The 19,194-nt window shown below is 61.3% G+C and carries 20 protein-coding genes; 6 read left to right on the top strand and 14 right to left on the bottom strand.

The features are described from left to right. Positions 1 to 119: 119 nt before the first annotated feature. Positions 120 to 1,019, top strand: coding sequence for a hydroxymethylglutaryl-CoA lyase (locus BMY30_RS09620; protein ID WP_089713025.1), 900 nt, complete (start codon positions 120 to 122; stop codon positions 1,017 to 1,019). 68 nt (positions 1,020 to 1,087) lie between these two features. Here BMY30_RS09620 and BMY30_RS09615 read toward each other — a convergent pair whose 3' ends face one another. Next, positions 1,088 to 1,390, bottom strand: coding sequence for a type II toxin-antitoxin system RelE/ParE family toxin (locus BMY30_RS09615; protein WP_089713022.1), 303 nt, complete (start codon positions 1,388 to 1,390; stop codon positions 1,088 to 1,090). After that, positions 1,378 to 1,635 (bottom strand): type II toxin-antitoxin system Phd/YefM family antitoxin, encoded by a 258-nt coding sequence (locus BMY30_RS09610; RefSeq protein ID WP_089713019.1) that lies wholly within the window; start codon positions 1,633 to 1,635, stop codon positions 1,378 to 1,380. The genes BMY30_RS09615 and BMY30_RS09610 overlap by 13 nt, the downstream gene beginning before the upstream one ends. A gap of 245 nt (positions 1,636 to 1,880) precedes the next feature. Here BMY30_RS09610 and nfo point away from each other — a divergent pair, with 245 nt between their 5' ends. After that, positions 1,881 to 2,729, top strand: coding sequence for a deoxyribonuclease IV (nfo, locus tag BMY30_RS09605; RefSeq protein WP_089713016.1), 849 nt, complete (start codon positions 1,881 to 1,883; stop codon positions 2,727 to 2,729). Positions 2,730 to 2,771: 42 nt separating this feature from the next. On the opposite strand, the gene BMY30_RS09600 is transcribed toward nfo, so the two are convergent. The 10 genes from BMY30_RS09600 to BMY30_RS09550 form a co-directional block, all read right to left on the bottom strand. After that, positions 2,772 to 4,685, bottom strand: a complete 1,914-nt coding sequence (locus tag BMY30_RS09600; protein ID WP_089713012.1) for an ABC transporter ATP-binding protein — start codon at positions 4,683 to 4,685, stop codon at positions 2,772 to 2,774. 159 nt (positions 4,686 to 4,844) lie between these two features. Beyond that, positions 4,845 to 6,071 (bottom strand): JmjC domain-containing protein, encoded by a 1,227-nt coding sequence (locus BMY30_RS09595; protein WP_089713010.1) that lies wholly within the window; start codon positions 6,069 to 6,071, stop codon positions 4,845 to 4,847. A gap of 865 nt (positions 6,072 to 6,936) precedes the next feature. Continuing rightward, positions 6,937 to 7,539 (bottom strand): LysE family translocator, encoded by a 603-nt coding sequence (locus BMY30_RS09580; RefSeq protein ID WP_089713001.1) that lies wholly within the window; start codon positions 7,537 to 7,539, stop codon positions 6,937 to 6,939. 220 nt (positions 7,540 to 7,759) lie between these two features. Further along, a complete protein-coding gene (locus BMY30_RS09575; protein ID WP_089712998.1) occupies positions 7,760 to 8,407 on the bottom strand; it encodes a DUF421 domain-containing protein in 648 nt (215 codons plus the stop codon). After that, a complete protein-coding gene (locus BMY30_RS18480; protein ID WP_139195502.1) occupies positions 8,290 to 8,607 on the bottom strand; it encodes a glutathione S-transferase N-terminal domain-containing protein in 318 nt (105 codons plus the stop codon). Before BMY30_RS18480 ends, BMY30_RS09575 begins: the two co-directional genes overlap by 118 nt. 33 nt (positions 8,608 to 8,640) lie before the next feature. After that, on the bottom strand, positions 8,641 to 8,892 hold the full coding sequence (locus BMY30_RS18475; protein WP_089712996.1) for a hypothetical protein: 252 nt from the start codon (positions 8,890 to 8,892) through the stop codon (positions 8,641 to 8,643). 105 nt (positions 8,893 to 8,997) lie between these two features. Continuing rightward, the gene (locus BMY30_RS18470) at positions 8,998 to 9,219 is read right to left on the bottom strand and encodes an amphi-Trp domain-containing protein (RefSeq protein WP_089712993.1); all 222 of its coding nucleotides are present in this window, start codon (positions 9,217 to 9,219) and stop codon (positions 8,998 to 9,000) included. A 99-nt stretch (positions 9,220 to 9,318) separates the two neighbouring features. After that, the gene (locus BMY30_RS09560; protein ID WP_089712990.1) at positions 9,319 to 10,191 is read right to left on the bottom strand and encodes a DMT family transporter; all 873 of its coding nucleotides are present in this window, start codon (positions 10,189 to 10,191) and stop codon (positions 9,319 to 9,321) included. 38 nt (positions 10,192 to 10,229) lie between these two features. Then, the gene (locus BMY30_RS09555) at positions 10,230 to 10,700 is read right to left on the bottom strand and encodes a GNAT family N-acetyltransferase (RefSeq protein WP_089712987.1); all 471 of its coding nucleotides are present in this window, start codon (positions 10,698 to 10,700) and stop codon (positions 10,230 to 10,232) included. Between the two features lie 142 nt (positions 10,701 to 10,842). Then, a complete protein-coding gene (locus tag BMY30_RS09550) occupies positions 10,843 to 13,080 on the bottom strand; it encodes an OsmC domain/YcaO domain-containing protein (RefSeq protein WP_089712985.1) in 2,238 nt (745 codons plus the stop codon). Positions 13,081 to 13,314: 234 nt separating this feature from the next. On the opposite strand from BMY30_RS09550, the gene BMY30_RS09545 reads away from it, so the two are divergent. The 4 genes from BMY30_RS09545 (at position 13,315) to BMY30_RS09530 (ending at position 18,106) form a co-directional block, all read left to right on the top strand. Beyond that, positions 13,315 to 13,812, top strand: a complete 498-nt coding sequence (locus BMY30_RS09545; RefSeq protein WP_089712982.1) for a CIA30 family protein — start codon at positions 13,315 to 13,317, stop codon at positions 13,810 to 13,812. Between the two features lie 180 nt (positions 13,813 to 13,992). Next, positions 13,993 to 15,312, top strand: a complete 1,320-nt coding sequence (locus BMY30_RS09540) for an SEL1-like repeat protein (RefSeq protein WP_170840107.1) — start codon at positions 13,993 to 13,995, stop codon at positions 15,310 to 15,312. Positions 15,313 to 15,526: 214 nt separating this feature from the next. Further along, a complete protein-coding gene (locus tag BMY30_RS09535) occupies positions 15,527 to 16,702 on the top strand; it encodes an endonuclease/exonuclease/phosphatase family protein (protein WP_089712976.1) in 1,176 nt (391 codons plus the stop codon). Between the two features lie 87 nt (positions 16,703 to 16,789). After that, a complete protein-coding gene (locus BMY30_RS09530) occupies positions 16,790 to 18,106 on the top strand; it encodes an IS1380 family transposase (protein WP_089712973.1) in 1,317 nt (438 codons plus the stop codon). 242 nt (positions 18,107 to 18,348) lie between these two features. Here the strand turns inward: BMY30_RS09530 and BMY30_RS09525 are convergent, their stop codons facing one another. Together BMY30_RS09525 and BMY30_RS09520 are read right to left on the bottom strand one after the other, a co-directional pair. Then, entirely contained in the window at positions 18,349 to 18,816 is a 468-nt protein-coding gene (locus tag BMY30_RS09525; protein ID WP_244516170.1) for a phosphatase PAP2 family protein, read from the bottom strand. 195 nt (positions 18,817 to 19,011) lie between these two features. Further along, positions 19,012 to 19,194, bottom strand: a 183-nt coding sequence (locus tag BMY30_RS09520) for a transposase (protein WP_139195501.1), incomplete at its 5' end; no start/stop codon positions are given.

The following is a 19,194-nucleotide window of genomic DNA, read 5'->3' as shown; positions in this document are numbered from 1 at the left end:
GGATGGCATCGGTAGCGTACAGGGAAGTATTTACAGCCCCCCTCAGAGACCTGTCCCCGGGAAAGCCGCGGCTAGTCGTCACCTCATCGGTTAGCCCTGAGCAAGACAGGAGATAATCCATGGCATTTCCCAAGCAGGTGCGCCTGGTCGAAGTCGGCCCGCGCGACGGGCTACAGAACGAGCCCGAGCCGATCAGCACCGCCACCAAGCTCGAGCTGATCGCCCGCCTCGGCGCGGCCGGCATCCGCTACATCGAGGCGGCGAGCTTCGTCTCGCCCAAGTGGGTGCCGCAGATGGCCGACCACCGTGAGGTGATGACAGGCCTCAAGCGTATCGACGGCGTCACTTATGCTGCGCTGACCCCCAACCTCAAGGGGCTGGAAGGCGCGCTGGAATGCGGCGTGGAGGAAGTCGCCGTATTTGGCGCCGCCTCCGAGGCTTTCTCGCAGAAGAACATCAACTGCTCCGTTGCCGAATCCCTGGCCCGCTTCGAGCCGGTGCTCGAGCGGGCCCAGCAGGCCGGCGTGCGGGTGCGCGGTTACGTCTCCTGCGTGCTGGGCTGCCCCTACGAAGGCGAGATCGCCCCCGCAAAGGTCGCCGAGGTGGCAAAGGCACTGTACGAGATGGGCTGCTACGAGGTCTCGCTGGGCGACACCATCGGCACCGGCACCCCGCTCAAGGCCAAGCGCATGATCGAGGCCGTGAGCTGCGACATCCCCATGGACAAGCTCGCCGCCCACTTCCACGACACCTACGGCCAGGCGCTCGCCAATCTCTACGCCGTGATGGAGGAAGGCATCGCGGTGGTGGACAGTTCCGTCGCCGGCCTCGGCGGCTGCCCTTACGCCAAGGGCGCTTCCGGCAACGTGGCAAGCGAGGATGTGGTCTACCTGCTCGACGGCCTCGGCATCGAGACCGGCATCGACCTCGACAAGCTGGCCGCCATCGGCACCTGGATCACCCAGACCATCGGTCGGCCCAACCGCTCCAAGGTGGGGGTGGCCCTGGCCGCGAAGTAAACGCCGAAGCGCACCGGTGGCTTTGACGCAGCGAAGCGGAGGAAAAAGCATCAGTGTGACGAGCCTGGTTAGCTGCTCCCCAGCATGTACGCACGAAGCTGTCGTTCCTCTCGCATAACATAGAGGACGAGAATCCGCCTCTCATCTTGACGATAAAAAATGCGACACGGTGGAACCACTACCTCCCTGTATACCGAATCAGGGAGCTCTGGAGGAATCCGTCCTGATTGAGGAAAACCTTCCAAACGCTCGATTTTATCGAAAACTTCATGGACAAGACGAATGGCGGCAGCAGGATTATCCAGAGCAATGTACTCGGCGATTGCATCCAATTCTTGAAGGGCCGGCTCAGTCCAGATTACTTCAGCCATTTACTCATTTTCTCCCTGGCCTCACCTTGGCTGTACGTTCTTCCCTCAAGTACAGCACGCTCTCCACGTGAGAGCCCCTCAAGCAGCTCAAGTCGACGCTGCATGAACTCGTAATCCTGCACATCAACAAGATAAGCGGATGGCTGGCCATGTTCAGTGATCAGTACCGGCTCTTTGGTTTGATGCAGGTCTGCCAGGATTTTCGTGGCTTGACGCTTGAGGTTTGTAACAAGCTCGACTTTCATGGGCTCACCCTGATCCGGACAAAAAGTGGCACTATAGTATCACTTTGCAGGTGAGGCAATCACGATGCGATGACCCCCGCCAGCCATGCGATAGTCCCTGCGTGCCGCGCTATGTGACTCTCCTGACCTTCTATTGAAGCCTTGGTGATTGAGCCTATGCGAGGCCTTGCCGGGTTGCAAAGTCGAGTCTGGTCGTAGCGGTGCTATGGTAGGGCGTTACCAAAGCCATGATGGAGGGAACCCGCGTGAAATACCTCGGAGCCCATGTCAGTGCCGCCGGCGGCCCCAACCAGGCGGTGTTGCGCGCCGTGGAGATCGGTGCCGATGCCTTCGCCCTGTTCACCAAGAATCAGCGCCAGTGGCATGCCAAACCGCTGACCGACGAGGCCGTCGAAGCCTTCCGCACGGCCTGCGATAAACACGGCTTCGGCCCGGGGCAGATCCTTCCCCACGACAGCTACCTGATCAACCTCGGCCACCCGGAGAGCGCCGGGCTCGAGAAGTCCCGCGCGGCCTTTCTCGACGAGTTCCAGCGCTGCGAGCAGCTCGGCCTCACCCTGCTCAACTTCCATCCCGGTAGCCACCTGAAAAAGATCAGCGAAGGCGAGTGCCTCGCCCGCATCGCCGACTCCATCAACCAGGTACTCGCCGAGACGCGCGGCGTGACGGCGGTGATCGAGAACACCGCCGGCCAGGGCACCAACCTCGGCTGGCGCTTCGAGCACCTGGCCGAGATCATCGACCAGGTCGATGACAGAACGCGAGTCGGCGTCTGCATCGACACCTGCCACGCCTTCGCCGCCGGCTACGACCTGCGCACCGCGGAGGCCACCACCGCCACGCTGGATGAGTTCGACAAGGTCGTGGGCCTTGAATACCTGCGGGGCATGCACCTGAACGACGCCAAGAGTGAATTCGCCAGCCGCGTCGATCGCCATCACAGCCTGGGTCAGGGCAACATCGGGCTGGACGCCTTCACCACCTTCATGCGCGACCGGCGAATCGACGCGATCCCCATGGTGCTGGAGACCGTCGAGCCGGCGATCTGGGGCGAGGAGATCGCCTGGCTACGCGCTCAGGTCGTAGAAACTTGAGTGACGACGCCAACTGACGCTCCCCTGTCTCGGCGCCAGCCCTCAGTCATGCCCACCACGCCCTGACGCCGGCTTGACCAGCACCGGCTCGGCCTCGTCATTGATGTCGTCGCCGATGAAACCGCCGGACTGTCGCCGCCACAGGGCGGCATAGAGGCCGCCCCGGGCCAGCAGCTCGCCGTGGGTGCCGCTCTCCACGATCTGGCCCTCGTCGATCACCACCAGGCGGTCGAGCATGGCAATGGTCGAAAGCCGATGGGCGATAGCGATCACCGTCTTGCCCTCCATCAGCGTATAGAGCTGCTCCTGAATCGCCGCCTCCACCTCGGAATCCAGCGCCGAGGTGGCCTCGTCCAGCACCAGAATGGGCGCGTTCTTGAGCAACACCCGGGCGATGGCGATGCGCTGTCGTTGGCCGCCGGAGAGCTTGACGCCGCGTTCACCCACATGGGCATCCAGGCCACGGCGTCCCTGTAGATCCACCAGGTCGTCGATGAAGGTGTCGGCATGGGCGCGACGCACCGCCTCGCGGATCTGCTCTTCGCCGGCCTCGGGGCTGCCGTAGCGGATGTTGTCGCGCACCGAGCGGTGCAGCAGGGAGGTATCCTGGGTAACCATGCCGATATGCCGGCGCAGGGACTCCTGGGTCACCTCGGCAATGTCCTGGTTGTCGATCAGGAGGCGCCCGCCCTTCAGGTCATAGAAGCGCAGCAGCAGGTTGGCCAGCGTCGATTTGCCGGCCCCGGAGCGGCCGATCAGCCCCACCTTCTCGCCGGGGGCGATGGTCAGGTCGAGGCCATCGAAGACGCGAACGCCCTCCCCGTCCGGGCGCGCATAGCCGAAGCGCACTGCTTCGAAGCGTATCTCGCCCCGCGGCACCAACAGCGCCCTGGCATCGGGCGCATCCTTGACCGCCGGTTCCCGGGCGATGGTGTTGATGCCGTCCTGCACCGTGCCGATGTTCTCGAACAGGCTTGCCACCTCCCAGAGGATCCAGTTGGACATGAAGCGGATGCGCATCACCAGGGCGATGGCCACGGCGATGATGCCAAGGGAGATCGCCTCCAGGTACCAGGCACCGATGGCCATGGCCGCCACGCCGGCCAGCAGCAGCGTGTTGAGCAGGGTCAGGCTCACGGTGAGCCCGGTGGCAAGGCGCATCTGCCGGTAGACGGTGGCCATGAAGCCTTCCATGGCATCCCGGGCATATTCCTGCTCGCGGCGGGTATCGGCGAAGAGCTTGATGGTCTGGATGTTGCTGTAGCTGTCGACGATGCGCCCGGTCATCAACGCCCGGGCGTCGGCCTGGGCCATGGAGACTGCTCGCAGACGCGGCACGAAGACCCACATGATCGCCACGTAACCGGCCAGCCATAGCACCAGCGGCAGCATCAACCAGGGCTCGGCCTGGCCCATCAACAACATGGCGCCGGTGAAGTAGACGAGCACATAGACCATCAGGTCCATCAGCTTCATCACCGTCTCGCGGATGGCAAGCGCGGTCTGCATCACCTTCTGGGAGACCCGCCCTGCGAACTCGTCCTGATAGAAGGCCAGGCTCTGGCCCAGCATGTGGCGGTGGGCCAGCCAGCGGCCGATCATCGGGTAGTTGCCGAAGATGCCCTGGTGGGTCACCAGCGCCTGCAGCAGGGTCAACAAAGGCAGGCCGATCACTACCAGTGCTGCCATTCCCGCCAAGCGCCAGCCATGCTCGGCGAAGAAGCCCTCTCTTTGGGCATCGGAAAGCCAGTCCACCAGTTCACCCATGTAGCTGAAGAAGAGCACCTCTACCGCCGAGACCAGGGCGGTAAGCAACGACATGACCACCAGCAGCCATAGCACAGGCCGGGAGAAGTGCAGGATGAAGGCAAACAACCCCTTGGGCGGTGTTCCCAGGTCTTCCTCTGGGTAGGGGTTTACCAGGGTCTCGAAGGTGCGAAAAAGAGCGCGAAACATGACAGCAATCCGGTTGCATGAGGTGACTCAGGCTCGACGTTCTCGAGACCCGTAGAGGATAGCCGAGACGCAGACAAGCTTGCCGCCCACTTCCACGGCACCTACGGCCAGGTGCTCGCCAACTTCTAGGAAGTCAGAGCGGGCGGCTCTCTTGAGCTTTTAAGCTTCGGTCGGACGCAATATGCCCAAGGCCAGAAACATCTGCAGTAGAAATTCCACTTCCGACCAGCGAAGTTGTTCCTCGACGCCTGCGGCGGTTGCCGCATCACGGGCGGTGAAGGGCTCACGGGTATCCAGCAACCATACTACTAAGGGTTCGTGCTGCGGGCTCAGGCTAATCTGGTGACCGGCGGTTTGGATGCGTAACACTGGCTCACCAAGCTCGGAGATGTAGCTACAGGTCGCTAGCAAACGCCGATCGCGGGTCAGGCTCTCGTCCGGGGCAACAGGATGCAGGGCCCCGGGAGCCAGGAGTGGCCCCTTGGGCGTGTTGACCTCGTTGCGCCAATAGACCCAGAGATCATCGACGGTCAAGTCTTGTGCAAAACCGCGTAGCTCATGTAGCAGGTGTTGCAGGTATTCTCGGGCCGTGTCCGGGACTTCGGCGCCTGGCACCTTGGCGGGATCCAGCATCGGCATGAGCTGATCCTTGGGCCAACCGCGGCCGAAATGCCAGTCATTCAGGGCCATCACGAGGGGCTGGTTGTGCAACCCCTTGGGGCCGAGGGTAATCCCCAGGCTGGCGCCCTCGGCCTGGGCGTGATGCCAGGTGAAAGCCGGCAGGTATAGCACGTCGCCTGTCTCCAGCAGGCAGTATTCCAGCTCGTCACGTTCGGGCTTGCAATCCCAGGCACTGCTGAGCGCCGTCGGGATGGGACGAACGGGTTCGCGTGCATACCACCAGTGCTTGGCCCCTTGCAGCTGGACCAGGAAAATCGGTTGAGCGTCGTAGTGGACGTCGAAGCCAGAGCCATGCGGGGAAAGATAGGAATTGAAGCGCATGTCCGGCACGCCGAGAGCCAACCGTATGCCTTCAGCAAAGGCCGCCAGCTGCGGAATCGCATCGGATAGCGCGGTGCAACACACCGTCATACCGGCTCGGTACAGCGGGCGCAGCTGCTCAGGGCCAATGTGCATGTATTGCTCGGTTTCGCCGACAACGTTCAGCATGGTCTTGAGGCGTTCGTACTCGGCGGGAAACCGCTCGGCTGCCTCTAAAAAGCGCTCCTCATCCATGTCGAGATGGGCAAACTTGTCGGGCTGGCCCTTGATCAGCAGTGCCTGTTTGCCAGCATATTCAGAGACGAACTCATCGACGCCGACCGGGCCCAACAGATGGCGCAGCTCGTTCCCCGTTGGATGCTGATGGGCGGCTCTCGAATCCATTTGTAGGTTTATCCTTGCGCGGCCAACGAGATAACCGCGTTAAGTTGATCAGAACACAACCAGCGACGGGAAGGCCTTATAAGGTCCCCGTCGCCGGATGTTATTTGACATCCCCGAAAGTCACCTATATCTCGGCACACCTATGCGAAGCATTCCAATGCGAAGCATTACAGTGCTGCAGTACGCCTACTATACGTACTTTCCGAGTCAGAAGTTGTCGGAGGTTCTCTCGCCCCCGCTGGAGTTATTTCGGGAATCTGACACCGCCCTTGGACATATTTTCAGGATCAGTGACCAACTCCTTTTTGCCAGGAGATGAGCCCTTGACGAAGGCGCTGTCGGGAAAGTTCGTGAGGCCTGATGGACCGGACTCACCGTTTGTGATGCTCGGAGTGCGGGACTTCCCGAAGGTAGAATCGGGGAAGCTCTTCGGGTCGACCCTGTTAATCCCTTCGGCGGTGACGCTGGCTTTCCGCTCCGTCGAATGCCGCATGTCGTTGGAATGGGCTGTCGATGCGACACCGACAGATGCGCTGAGAATAGCTGAGGTTCCTATCCACAATGTTGTTTTCTTTAGATTGTGTGACATATCAGTGTCTCTCTCTGGGTGGTGAAGTCTAAAAACCACATAACAACCAAGCCTTGCTTTCGATCACTTGTCAACCCGTATGGCGGCTTTATTGCTGCACGGCAAACGTCTCGCTAACCCTTTGTTCTCCATATTATAGTAGCCCATTCGGCTGACGTTTCGTCCTGAGAAATTACCCTCGGTGACCTATATACGTTGACGAGGCCCCATGGCATCCCGGGCATATTCCAGCTCGCGGCGGGTATCGGCGAAGAAGCCCTGGCGTTGGGTCGACTATCAACCCAGGATGAAGATCACACAGGCGGCGGTGAGCGCACCCATCACGCCGTTGAAGATCCGCCAGGCACGTGGGGTGTCGAGCCAGCGGCCGATGGCCGTACCGAAGCCCGCCCAGAGCGCGATGCAAGGAAAGCCCACCAGCTCGGCGAAGCCGGCCAGCAGGAGGGCATTGATCAGGATATCGCCCTCCGCCGGCAGGAAGCCGGCCATCAGCGCCAGCCCCATCACCCAGGCCTTGGGGTTGGCAAACTGGAAGGCCGCCGCTTGCCAGAAGCTCAGCGGCCGACCCTCGCCACGCAACCGCAGGTCCTGCGGCGGCGCCGTGGCGATGCGCCAGGCCAAGTAGAGAAGATAGCCGCTGCCCACCACCCGCAGAGTGGTCTGCACCAGCGGGTAGCGCTCGAAGAGCACTCCCAGCCCCAGGGCGATGCCGGCGAACAGCAGGAAGCAGCCGCCCAGGATGCCGAGCATGTGCGGCAGGGTCCGCAGGAAGCCGTAATTGGCCCCCGAGGCGGTGAGCATCACGTTGTTGGGACCGGGGGTGATGGTCATCGAGACCATATAAAGGGCCGCTGGCCCCAGGAATGCCAAGGCTTCCATGTCATTAGTCCATTCGAGGGGTGGTCGGATCGATCGCGATTGCGACGCTGCTCGGCACGGGAGATTGCCCTGCCGCCTCGGCGATTCTATCGGCGCAGCGCCAGCACGGGAAGAGACCTCTGACCCTGTCTCGTCGGCGGTGTTCGTAGCAGCTGGTCAGGATCACACCAACAAGATTGGCGAGACGAGAAAATGAAACAGAGGCCATTTAGCTTGACACTTACTGATCCTTTAGCTGAATGGAGATATCACCGCTTCTCTCGTAATAGGCCGTTACTATGTCTTCAACCTGGGCTCCGTTACCCTGCATGCGGATTGCTTCATACAAGTCCATTTCAGATATATTATTTTTCTTCATATTTTCCCATTGGATCTCGCCATCCTTTATCAGAATCTGGAAATGCCCTTTTACAAGCACGCCAATTAAATCCCACTTCATGGAAGTAAAGGCAATCAGCCAGTGCAGGAAAACAAGGGTAAACGCTGCAATTATTGAGGCAAGCAAGGGTGCATTTGCAGTAACAGCTCTTCCCAGAACGGAGCCGAGTACAATTCCTAATACTATATCGAAAGCAGTGTGTTTGCCGAAAATTCTTTTTCCGCTAAAGCGCACCAATATCAAGGCGATAAAGAAAACGATAGCAGTCCGGATTATCACTTGCCACCAAAGAATGGTATCCGCATCACTTCCGATAAGAATTTTAATAGTTTCCATATTAATATAATTTAATCCAATCGCGGTAAGATCCGCTATGCCGGCGACATAGACCTCAGCCAAGGGATAACGACCGTAACCCTGCCCGATGAGACTTTTCCTGATGCCTCTTCGCGCCGTACCTGCGACCAGGTGACGAGATACGGATGGCATCCTACCGAAAAATGCTTCCTTGGAGTTCTGTGTCTAGCGGATCCACCGTATTTCGTCTTCAGGTACGGCAGGATATTGCCGCTGTCGGGAACGCTCTGTGACTGATCAACGATGAATGGAAGCTTGCCTCTCGGCCCCTTGAACGCAAGGGTATGACAAGGCCCTAGTGCGGTAGAGGTGCTCTGAGGCACGGCGGTCATCGTGCAGTCAGGTGGAGGCGATGTTTATGCGACTCATCCGAACTTGCACTCTTGAAGCTGAGCGTCGTACCGGCCTCCAGCATCGAGGCATCGATCCAAAACCCAGAGCTCGTCGTGGCCTGTCCGCCACCACAGCACACTACTCAGAATGATGCATCCTATCCCCACGGCGAGCAGCTGATACTGACGCCGCCGAAACCCGGCAAGGGCAAGCACAACCCCGAGCGGTATCAGCAGTACGGCAAGGCCGATAATGCCGAATTCGATCAGGATCTTGGGCATCATTGTGAGTCGAATAACCCGAGGCCATTCACCCGCAAGGTACCGCGCGGGGGAACGGCTCGGTTTGGTGAGACCATATCAGCCAATACAACATTCAGAAACAGCCTACTACCTGGACCACTTGATCTGAAATTCGACCTCTTCTTCATCGTCCGAGCGCTCGTGTTCAATGCTGAATTCAGCACGCACCGGCACATAGATTCGCTCGCCTTGAATCTGAATATCAAAACGCTCTCCGTTCTCTATGGCATCGGCCAGACGCCGCAGCTTGGCCACAAAGTCGGCCTTCGGATACCCTTTTTCTACATCACGTTCTGGCTTATCGCTCATGCTTTCTCCGCTCGTATGGTGTGAAGTTCGACAGTCGGCCGTCTCGAGTTCCAGACACCGCAATAGGGGCCTCTCGTGGCCCTCTACCGGACCTTACACTTATCGAGTGCTCGAGGACACGCTCAGCGCCGTCACCGTGACCAGAATCAGGCCCATGCCGGCAAGCTGGATCGCGCCCAGGCTTTCATCGAGCACCACGACCCCGAACAGCGACGCCGTGACCGGCTCGACCATGGCCACGATGGAGGCCACCGCCGGTGCGGTGTAGTTCAGCCCGACGATATAGAGAACGAACGACAGGCCTGCGCCAAGCACCCCCAGCGTGACGAAGAGCGGCCAGCTCGGTGTGCTAAGCACCGCCAGGGTCTGATCGGCATCGCCCATCGAGAACAGGATGAGGGCGAGTGCCGCGAAGGCGATGACGAGAATCGCCTGGGGGCTCCCGTGCGGCGCCGCATACTTGAAGCCGAAAATGAACACCGCATAGGACAGGCCGGAAAGCAGCCCGGCGACCACGCCGATGGGGGTGACACCGCCCGGCTGGACATCGTAGATGCGCGTCAGCAGCACGATGCCCACCATGACCATGGCGATTGCGGCCCACTTCAGTGGCGTGGGGCGTTCAAGCCTGAGGGCGAAGGAGACGAGATAGACGAATACCGGGGCGCAGTACATCAGCGTCGCCGCCACCGCGACACTGCCCTCGGAGATGCTAATGAAATAGAAGGTGAAGTTGCCGGCCACGCCGAGACCGGCAATCACCGACCAGAACCATAACCGGCGACTGGCCAAGCCACTCCCGCCGGGGCGTAACGCGAGCCAGCCAAGTACGAACACCAGTCCGATCGCGCCACGGTAGAACGACACCACCAGCGAGTCCCAGCCTTCGGCGATGAGCACTCCGCCGATACCGCCGGATAGCCCCCAGCACAGGGCCGCCAACATCACGAACAGCGTACTCAATTTGGCCATGAGATTTCCTGGGGGCGACGGAACGCCCCTCGCTTCGATCAGCAATCACGACGCATGATGGTTACCGCCTCTCTACGGTAGCTGCGTTGTTCGAGGTCGCGCCACCCCAACTGCCGGTATAGCGGTTGCTGGTCCGGCGTGTAGAGGTAGAAATGATCGTGGCCATGGGCCCGGGCTTCTTCTTCCACACGTTGGACCAGCCGCGAGGCGATACCTCGGCCACGCCACTCGGGGCGCACGAAGACAGAGGCCAGCCAGGGAGTCAGATCAAGGCGGTCGCTCATGTCGTCGGCCACCAGGCTCGCCGTACCCACTGGAGTATCGCCATGGAAGGCAGCGAACACCGACGGCACACCTCCCGCACCGCATTCGTCACGCAGCAGGGCAATGGCAGTGTCCAGGCTTCTTCCCGGGTGCAGATGCCCCCAGGTGTCGTGAGCCCACTCGGCCAGGATGGCGACATGGGGCGAGTCGCCGTCGAGGCGTGCAATGCGGACTCTTGCTGGCATGCTGATAAGCTTGCTCTTCTGGTTTTCCCGATCGCTGAGTTTTATCGGCGGCTTCCCCCCGCTGATCGAGATTCGCCCCTACGCCAATAGTCTGGCATGTGGGCATCATGGGAGAGGACAATAACTATCGACTACAGCATATCTACGCCTCTGATACTTCCAGCCTGGCCCTGGCGGCACGCGCGGCATGCAGCTTCTGGTAGCTCTCGATCAGGCGCTGGTGCTTCTCCAGCCCTTCCAGCGCCATGCTGGTGGGCGTGAGGCCGTAGAAGCGAACGGTGCCATTCACCGAGCCCACTACCGCTTCCATGGTCGCCTCGCCGAACATGCGCCGGAAGTTGTACAGGAAGTCATCCAGCTCGAGTTCATCATCGAGGATGATCTCCAGTACCACGCTCACCGCACGATAGAAGAGGTTACGTTCCACGGTATTGTCGTTGTACATCAGGAAGATATCGACCCGCTCCAGCGCTTCCTCATGCTGGCCCAGCGCCAGGTTGATCAGCAGCTTCAGCTCGAGGATGGTGAGCTGGCCCCATACGGTGTTCTCGTCGAACTCGATGCCGATCAGGGTAATGATGTCCTGGTGGTCGTCGATCTGGCTCGCTTCCAGGCGCTCCAACAGATCGGCCAGCTGCGCGTCGCTGAGCTCGTGCAGGTGGAGGATGTCCTCGCGGAACAGCAGGGCCTTGTTGGTGTTGTCCCACACCAGGTCGTCCACCGGGTAGACCTCGGAGAAGCCCGGCACCAGGATGCGACACACCGGCGCGCCCAGGTCCTCATGGACGGCGATGTAGGACTCGTAGCCAAGCTCATCGAGGATGCCGAACAGGGTTGCCGCCTCTTCCGCGTTGCTGTTGGAGCCGCTGCCGGAGAAGTCCCAGTCGCAGAACTCGACATCCGAGCGGGCACTGAAGAAGCGCCAGGAGACCAGCCCGGAGGAGTCGATGAAGTGCTCGACGAAATTGTTGGGCTCGGTGACGGCCAACGAGTTGAAGGTCGGCGGCGGGAAGTCGTTGAGGCCCTCGAAGCTGCGGCCCTGGAGCAGCTCGGTGAGGCTGCGTTCCAGCGCCACCTCGAGGCTCGGGTGCGCGCCGAAGGAGGCGAAGACGCCGCCGGTCCTGGGGTTCATCAGGGTGACGCACATCACCGGGAACTGCCCGCCCAGGGAGGCATCCTTGACCAGCACCGGGAAGCCTTGGGCCTCCAGCGCCTCGATGCCCTCGACGATGGCGGGATAGCGCGCCAGCACTTCCTGAGGCACGTCGGGCAGCGCCAGCTCCTCCTCGATAATCTGCTTCTTCACCGCCCGCTCGAATATCTCCGACAGGCACTGCACTTGGGCCTCGTGCAGGGTGTTGCCGGCGCTCATGCCGTTGCTGAGGTAGAGGTTCTCGATCAGGTTGGAGGGAAAGTAGATCACCTCGTCATCCGACCGGCGCACGAAGGGCAGCGAGACGATACCGCGATCCACCCGGCCGGAGTTGGTGTCGATCAGGTTCGAGCCGCGCAGCTCCCCTTCGGGGTCGTAGATTGCCCGACAGTGGTCGTCGAGGATCTCCGCCGGCAGTTCGTCGTTTGGCCCCGGCTGGAACCATTTCTCATCGGGATAGTGAACGAAGGCGCTATCGGCTATCTGTTCGCCGAAGAACTGGTCGTTATAGAAGAAGTTGCAGCTCAGCCGCTCGATGAACTCGCCCAGCGCCGAGCATAGCGCGCTCTCCTTGGTGGCGCCCTTGCCGTTGGTGAAGCACATCGGCGAGGCGGCATCGCGGATGTGCAGCGACCACACATGGGGCACGATATTGCGCCAAGAGGCGATCTCGATCTTCATGCCGAGATCGGCCAGGATCGCGGTCATGTTGGCGATGGTCTGCTCCAGCGGCAGATCCTTGCCCTCGATCCAGGTGCCTTTCTCGTCATTCGTTCCGCCCTGCGGCGATCCCAGCACTTTACCTTGCAACAGGGCCTGGGCGTCCTCGTCGATGTTCTCCACGGTCTCGATCTGGAACTCGGGGCCGGTCTGCACCACCTTCTTCACCGTGCAGCGGTCGATGGAGCGCAGGATGCCCTGGCGATCCTTGTCGGAGATATCCGCCGGGAGCTCCACCTGGATCTTGAAGATCTGGTTGTAGCGGTTCTCCGGGTCGACGATGTTGTTCTGCGAGAGCCGGATGTTCTCGGTGGGGATATCCCGCGCGTTGCAGTACACCTTCACGAAGTACGCCGCGCACATGGCCGAGGACGCCAGGAAGTAGTCGAACGGCCCCGGCGCCGAGCCATCACCCTTGTAGCGGATGGGCTGGTCCGAGATGACCGTGAAGTCGTCAAACTTGGCCTCCAGCCGGAGGTTGTCGAGATAGTTGACCTTGATTTCCATGGAGGGGCACCGGACGTGGGAGCTTCGGCGAAGCGAATGCGAAAACCCGCCATTATCCAGCTTTTCCCGGCAGGCGTCATGAAGGGGTTACAAAAATCCACGGCATGAAGCTCGCCTGAAAGTGACGGCTCGCCTCCATTGCGTCATCGGTTCGGCGAAGTTGCGGGCTCAACAGTGGCCGCTCATGATGGTAGGCCAAGCTTCCTCACCGGCCAAGGCCGCCACGGAGGGTAGATGTCGCACCTGATCGACTTTCAGCATTCGGAAGAGGCGCCACGCTGGCGGGCCATCAACGACGACGTGATGGGCGGCGTTTCCCGAGGCAGACTGCACGAAGAAAACGGTACCGGCGTCTTCAGCGGCGAGCTCTCGCTGGAGCATGGCGGCGGCTTCGCCTCGGTGCGCCGCGAGCCCGAGGATTTCCAGCTGGGCGCTTTCTCGGGCCTGATGCTTTACGTGCGCGGCGACGGTCGCCGCTACCAGCTACGCCTGCGCAACGACCAGCTGTTCGATGGCGCAGCTTACCGGGCGCTGTTCCAGCCCCCTGCCGGCGAGTGGCAGCGTGTCGCCCTGCCCTGGAACGAGTTCGAAGCCGTCTTCCGCGGCCGCCGCCTGGAGGATGCCCCGCCCCTCGACCCCGATGCGATCCAGCAGGTGGGGCTATTGATTGCGGATCGGCGGCCGGGGCCGTTTCGGCTGGAGGTGGCGTTGCTCGCAACGCTTAGCAGCTGACCTTTTTCGGACTCGATCAGGCAGCCCAGCCTGGCCGCGCGATCACGCATCATCCTCGTTGTGGTGATACGCTCAAGTAGCGGGATGGCAGTCGCCTGATCGGGACAGCCGATCAGCCAGACTTATCCTCGCCTCCTCGACACCCAGCTGTCGCGGATGACAAGCCCGTTCACAGGAGGCATGACCGTGATCATCAAGGGACTCGCACTCAGTTTTATCCTCTTCGGTTCCGTCGGCCTGGCCAGCGCCGATTACGCCGAGGGCATGCGCTACTACGAACAGCAGGAGTATCGCCAGGCACTACAGGAATTCGGCGCAGCGGCCAGGAGTGGCGATGCCGATGCCCAGTACATGCTGGGCCGCCTGTACGAGTCCGGCAACGGGACTGTCCAGAACTTCGTGCAGGCTCACAAGTGGTACAACCTGGCCGCCGCCCGCGGTCACAGCCATGCCGCGGAGGCTCGCAACTCGCTGGCCGAGCGCATGACGGCCGGACAGGTTGCCGAGGCACAGCAGTCGGCGCGTGGCTGGCAACCGGAAGAGCAGAAAGAAGAAGCGTCTTCTTCGCAGGCGACTCAGCGACCGCGGCCCGATATCGAGAACCTGACGGACCGACAAGGCATCGCGGAAATACAGCGAGAGCTCAATCGGCTCGGCTATGACGCCGGCCCGATGGATGGCGCCATGGGCAACCGGACCCGCAGTGCGATACGCGAGTATCAGGCCGACATGGGCATTGCCCGCAACGGTCGCGCTTCGGCTGACCTGCTGAAGCGCCTGCGCCAGACGGAGCGACAGGAAGCAGCGGCACCCTCCGAGCTCGAACCCGAGTCTCGGGTTGTTCTGCAGGATGATTTCGACGACGGCGACTTCCGTCGCAACCCCTCCTGGACAGTGCTCGGCGGCGACTTCGAGGTCGACGAGAACGGCCTGCGCAGCATCGTGGAGATGCAAAGAACGACCGATCGCGAACCCCGCAGGCTCAGCGCCGAGCGACCGGAAGAGATCGGCCTGGCGATGCTGGAGCTGATCCTCGAGCAGACGGGCAATGCCGGACAGGGCGAGGTCCCTACCCCCGTCGATCCGGCGCACATCTTCGTCAATGCGACTGTCGACAACGCCTTCCGGATGGAACTGGAAGTCGCCTCCCGGCAGCGGCCCGGCAGCCTGGAACTGGGGCTCTTCCAAGGCAACCGACCCAGCGGCACCGGTTATCGTCTGGTCTACTCTCCCGGCGCGAGCCCCGGGCTCAGCCTGGTCAGACTGATTTCCGGAAGCGCCGAGGTGGTTGCCCGCCACGAAGGCAGTCTCGACCTCGAGGACGGCCGGTTCCATCGTATCGTCTGGACCCGTGACGAGAACGGCCAGATGCAGGTCCGCGTGGATGACCAGCGCCTCTTGAATGTGCAGGACACTGGCTTGCGCGATCCCTTCCAGGGCTTCGTGATGGCAAACCAGGGGGGCGACTACACCCTGGGCCGAATCAAGCTCGAGGAGTAGCCGACTGGGTGACCCGCCCCAGGCGGTGTCACCACAGGCAGAACCCCATGCAGAAAAGATGCAGCCGATTCCAGGGAATCGGCTGCGCCACCTTATGGACCCGGCGCTGGACTTGGTACTCGAGACCGCCGACCGTTCCAGAATAGATAGATGATGGATTATAACTGCCAAGGGTTTGCTCCGGACCCAGCGACCGTGCGGTTAATGAGGTGCCATGGCTACAACGCTTCTTATCTGGATCACCAGAGTGCTGGCGCTGCTGTTGGTCACGGTGAGCGTCCTGCCGATGATACCCAGCGGTCATTGGTGGGTTCGGCTGTGGGAGTTCCCGCGGCTTCAGTTGACTTGGGCGCTGGTCCTGCCACTGGTGTTGCTGGCATTGCCTGCGTGGTGGAATCGGCCACGGACAGAACACGCAGCTTGGGTGGCGGTGATACTCGTGGCAGGAGGATTGCAGCTGTCGCATATCCTGCCGTACACGCCGATCTGGCCAACCGAGGTTCCAGCCGCCGAGGTTCAACCCGCCGAAGAACAGACGACCCTGAAAGTGTTGACGTCGAATATCACCTACACCAACGACCACTACGCCGAGCTGCTGGCATTGGTTCAACGTGAGGATCCGGACATTCTGCTGCTGATCGAGGTCGATAACGCCTGGGCCGAGGAACTGGCGCCGCTGGATCAACACTACGCACATCGGGTCGGTGAGGTCCGTGGCGAGGGCCTGGGGGTCATGCTCTGGTCACGGTTCCCGCTGCTGGAGCAGGAGATCAAGCATCTGGTCTCCGACCGCCGGCCATCGGTCTTCGTGACCCTGGATATACCGGGGATCGGCCCGGTACGCTACATCGGCACCCACCCCGTCCCGCCGGGGCTGAAGGGCCAGATCGCCAGCATCGGCGAAAAGACCGATCGTCGCGACAGCCGTGTCCGTGACGCCGAACTGATGCTCGTTGCCCGCCACGTCCAGAAGGACTCGGACAATCGCTGGATCGTCACCGGGGACTTCAATGATGTCGCGTGGTCCGACACCACCCGGCTGTTCGCCGACCTGAGCGACCTGAAAGACCCACGACGAGGCCGGCGGCTGCTGACCTCCTATCCCGCGGATCGGCCACTGTGGCGATACCCGATCGACCACCTGTATGTATCTGACGGTTTCCACCTGCTTGACCTAGGCCGTTTGAGAGTGCCCGGCTCCGACCATTTCGCCGTCACCGCGACACTGGCCGTCGCAAGGAAGGACCACAAGAAGCCGCAGGCCTCTGCAGAAGAGAAGAAGCAGGCTCAGGAGATGGTCGAGGAAGGTGCCGAAGATGCCGCCGAACACGGCGTCAGTTCGACGCAGCATAGTCAGGAAGGGCCAGAATCAGAAGAGTCGGGCCCCTAGCCCGGAAATTGCACCAGAAATGCAAAAAGCGGCTGTAAATCGGTTATAATTCAAGAGCCTAACCAAGAATCTACCGATACAGCCGCCATGACAAAATGTACCACGCCCACTGCCTCCTTTCCACGCTGTAAAGGCCGCCAGGTCACCGCCGGTTTCGACGGTGGCGAGATCACCTCCGATGGCGGCGCCCTGCTGCTTCGCCAACTGAATCACGAGATGGGCCTGACCCGCAGCATCGCTCGCCGACTGGATGACGCCCGTGCCTCTCGCCGTTGTCAGCACCGGGCTGAAACCATGCTCCGACAGCGCGTGTTCGGTCTCGCCTTGGGCTATGAAGATCTCAACGATCATCATGCCCTTCGCCGCGACATCGCCCTCCAGACCGCCGTCGATACCGACGGCGTGCTGGCCAGCCAATCGACCCTGTGCCGCTTCGAGCAGCAGGCCAGTCGCCAGTGGGCGGTGGCCATCCAGGAAGAGATCGTCGAGCAGTTCATTCGCTCCTTCCGTCGGCCGCCAACGAAGCGCTTGATTCTCGATTTCGACGCCACCGACGACCCGGTGCATGGCGAGCAGCTCGGCCGGCATTTCTCCGGCTTCTACGACGGTTACTGCTTCCTGCCACTCTATGTCTTCTGTAGCCAGCAGTTGCTGGTCAGCTACCTGCGACCGGCCTATCGCGATGCGGCCCACCATGCCGGCGCCATCCTGGCGTTGCTGGTGCGGCGGCTGCGCCAGGCCTGGCCCGAGGTGAAGATCGTCTTCCGTGGCGACAGTGGCTTCTGCCGACCGCTGATTCTCGACTGGTGTGAGCGCCATGGTGTCGAGTACATCGTCGGCCTGGCCACCAACAGCCGCCTCGAGACGATGTCATTGGACATTCGCTATGAGTCGGCCATCCGCTGGGAGGCTGAACGCACCAAGCAGCGCCACTTCGGGCGCATCGACTATGCCGCCCACAGCTGGAAGTGCCCTCGACGCAAGGTGGTGGTCAAGGCCGAGACCAGCCACCGAGGCTTCAACACCCGCTACGTGGTGACCAACCTGCGCGGCAGCCCCCAGTGGCTCTACGACAGCCGCTATTGCCCGCGTGGGGATATGGAGAACCGCATCAAGGAGCAGCAGTGGCTGTTCTCGGACCGCACCAGCTGCCATGAATGGTGGCCCAACCAGTACCGACTGCTGCTGGCCGGCCTGGCCTACCTGCTGCTGGAGCGGCTGCGTCGGGTTTACCTCAAGCGCACGGCATACGCCACGGCCCAGGTCACCACCCTGCGTCTGAAGTTGCTGAAGATCGGTGGCGTAGTGATCCGCAATACCCGGCGCGTCCGCCTGATGCTGAGTAGCCACTATCCTGACCAGGTCCTCTTCCTCAAGCTGGCTAAGAAACTGGCGCCGGGATAACCTGGCACGGTGCTGTCCCCGGCACGATATAAACAATGGGGGTAGGGGGCAGTGAGTCTTGAAGGCAGGAAATCGATCAAAAAGTGAGCAATTCTCGCTCCATCCAGTATGACGAGTGGACCTGGTCACCAAACAGGCCGCACTGCCGACACTGGTGCAATATTCAGGCTAGCAGACTGCCGCTCAGTACGGTGGCGAAGCGCAGTATGTCGCGAGTCCGAAAGGTGATGCTCACGGTCACGCTATTCGGTGCCTGACCAGCTCTCCTCCGTCTCCACCTGCCCTCGCAACTGCATCCAGCGCATCGCGAGCCAGCATAGTGCCGCCCAGGCGGCCCCGGCCGTCCAGCCGGCAAGCACATCCGTTGGCCAATGGACCCCGAGATAGACACGGCTTATGCCCACCAGCAGCGTGAGCAGTATTGCCAGCGCAAGGATGTAAGCTTTCAGCCTCAGCTCGGGCTGTACGCGGGTGAGCAAAGCGGCAAAAGTAAGATAGGTCACCGCAGACATCATCGCGTGGCCACTGGGGAAACTTGCGGTGTAAACGAGGGAGTCATGAGGAACAAGATCGGGTCGCGGGCGATCGAACCCAACTTTCATCAAGGAACTGAGCAGTATACCGCCGGGTACCACGACCGAGGCAAAGAGTGCCGCGCGATAGCGTCGGGCGAGTAGCAGATAGCCCAGGGCACCCAGCGATACCAGCACCAGTACGCCCACACCACCGAGTGCAGTAAAGTCCCGACCTAGCAGGCTGTCGGGTTAAGGGGCTCGAACCGCAGATGCAGCGTCCCCTCGTTGGTTTTTCCGCAGGGTAATTGGTCATGCGGCTGGAAAGACGCTGTTGACCCTCCCTGCGCCGATTCTGGCCCCGTTATGCGGGGCCAGATGAGGGGGTTTCCCTCACCCTGCCGTCAGGCGGTGCATCCGCTTGATGTTCCAGGCCATGGTGGCCAAGCGCCATTCACCGCTGACCTTGTCGAGACCGCGCAGCGAGACCTGCCGGAACCCCATCACGTGTTTGATGATGCCGAAGACCGGCTCCACCGTGTGCTTGCGCAGCGCATACAGCGCTCGTCCTGCTCG

The sequence above is a fragment of the Halomonas daqiaonensis genome, assembly GCF_900109725.1.
GTDB classification, from domain to species: domain Bacteria; phylum Pseudomonadota; class Gammaproteobacteria; order Pseudomonadales; family Halomonadaceae; genus Halomonas; species Halomonas daqiaonensis.
This window is presented reverse-complemented; position numbering and strand designations above follow the sequence as displayed.

What these genes read in the sequence shown, in the direction of transcription:
- BMY30_RS09620 (WP_089713025.1), top strand. Translation starts at nt 120, where the DNA reads ATGGCATTTCCCAAGCAGGTGCGCCTGGTCGAAGTCGGCCCGCGCGAC.
- BMY30_RS09550 (WP_089712985.1), bottom strand. Translation starts at nt 13,080, where the DNA reads ATGGAAATCAAGGTCAACTATCTCGACAACCTCCGGCTGGAGGCCAAG.
- BMY30_RS09560 (WP_089712990.1), bottom strand. Translation starts at nt 10,191, where the DNA reads ATGGCCAAATTGAGTACGCTGTTCGTGATGTTGGCGGCCCTGTGCTGG.
- BMY30_RS09610 (WP_089713019.1), bottom strand. Translation starts at nt 1,635, where the DNA reads ATGAAAGTCGAGCTTGTTACAAACCTCAAGCGTCAAGCCACGAAAATC.
- BMY30_RS09600 (WP_089713012.1), bottom strand. Translation starts at nt 4,685, where the DNA reads ATGTTTCGCGCTCTTTTTCGCACCTTCGAGACCCTGGTAAACCCCTAC.
- BMY30_RS09540 (WP_170840107.1), top strand. Translation starts at nt 13,993, where the DNA reads ATGACCGTGATCATCAAGGGACTCGCACTCAGTTTTATCCTCTTCGGT.
- BMY30_RS18480 (WP_139195502.1), bottom strand. Translation starts at nt 8,607, where the DNA reads ATGACCGCCGTGCCTCAGAGCACCTCTACCGCACTAGGGCCTTGTCAT.
- BMY30_RS09545 (WP_089712982.1), top strand. Translation starts at nt 13,315, where the DNA reads ATGTCGCACCTGATCGACTTTCAGCATTCGGAAGAGGCGCCACGCTGG.
- BMY30_RS09555 (WP_089712987.1), bottom strand. Translation starts at nt 10,700, where the DNA reads ATGCCAGCAAGAGTCCGCATTGCACGCCTCGACGGCGACTCGCCCCAT.
- BMY30_RS18475 (WP_089712996.1), bottom strand. Translation starts at nt 8,892, where the DNA reads ATGATGCCCAAGATCCTGATCGAATTCGGCATTATCGGCCTTGCCGTA.
- BMY30_RS09580 (WP_089713001.1), bottom strand. Translation starts at nt 7,539, where the DNA reads ATGGAAGCCTTGGCATTCCTGGGGCCAGCGGCCCTTTATATGGTCTCG.
- BMY30_RS09615 (WP_089713022.1), bottom strand. Translation starts at nt 1,390, where the DNA reads ATGGCTGAAGTAATCTGGACTGAGCCGGCCCTTCAAGAATTGGATGCA.
- BMY30_RS09530 (WP_089712973.1), top strand. Translation starts at nt 16,790, where the DNA reads ATGACAAAATGTACCACGCCCACTGCCTCCTTTCCACGCTGTAAAGGC.
- BMY30_RS09575 (WP_089712998.1), bottom strand. Translation starts at nt 8,407, where the DNA reads ATGCCATCCGTATCTCGTCACCTGGTCGCAGGTACGGCGCGAAGAGGC.
- BMY30_RS18470 (WP_089712993.1), bottom strand. Translation starts at nt 9,219, where the DNA reads ATGAGCGATAAGCCAGAACGTGATGTAGAAAAAGGGTATCCGAAGGCC.
- BMY30_RS09595 (WP_089713010.1), bottom strand. Translation starts at nt 6,071, where the DNA reads ATGGATTCGAGAGCCGCCCATCAGCATCCAACGGGGAACGAGCTGCGC.
- BMY30_RS09535 (WP_089712976.1), top strand. Translation starts at nt 15,527, where the DNA reads ATGGCTACAACGCTTCTTATCTGGATCACCAGAGTGCTGGCGCTGCTG.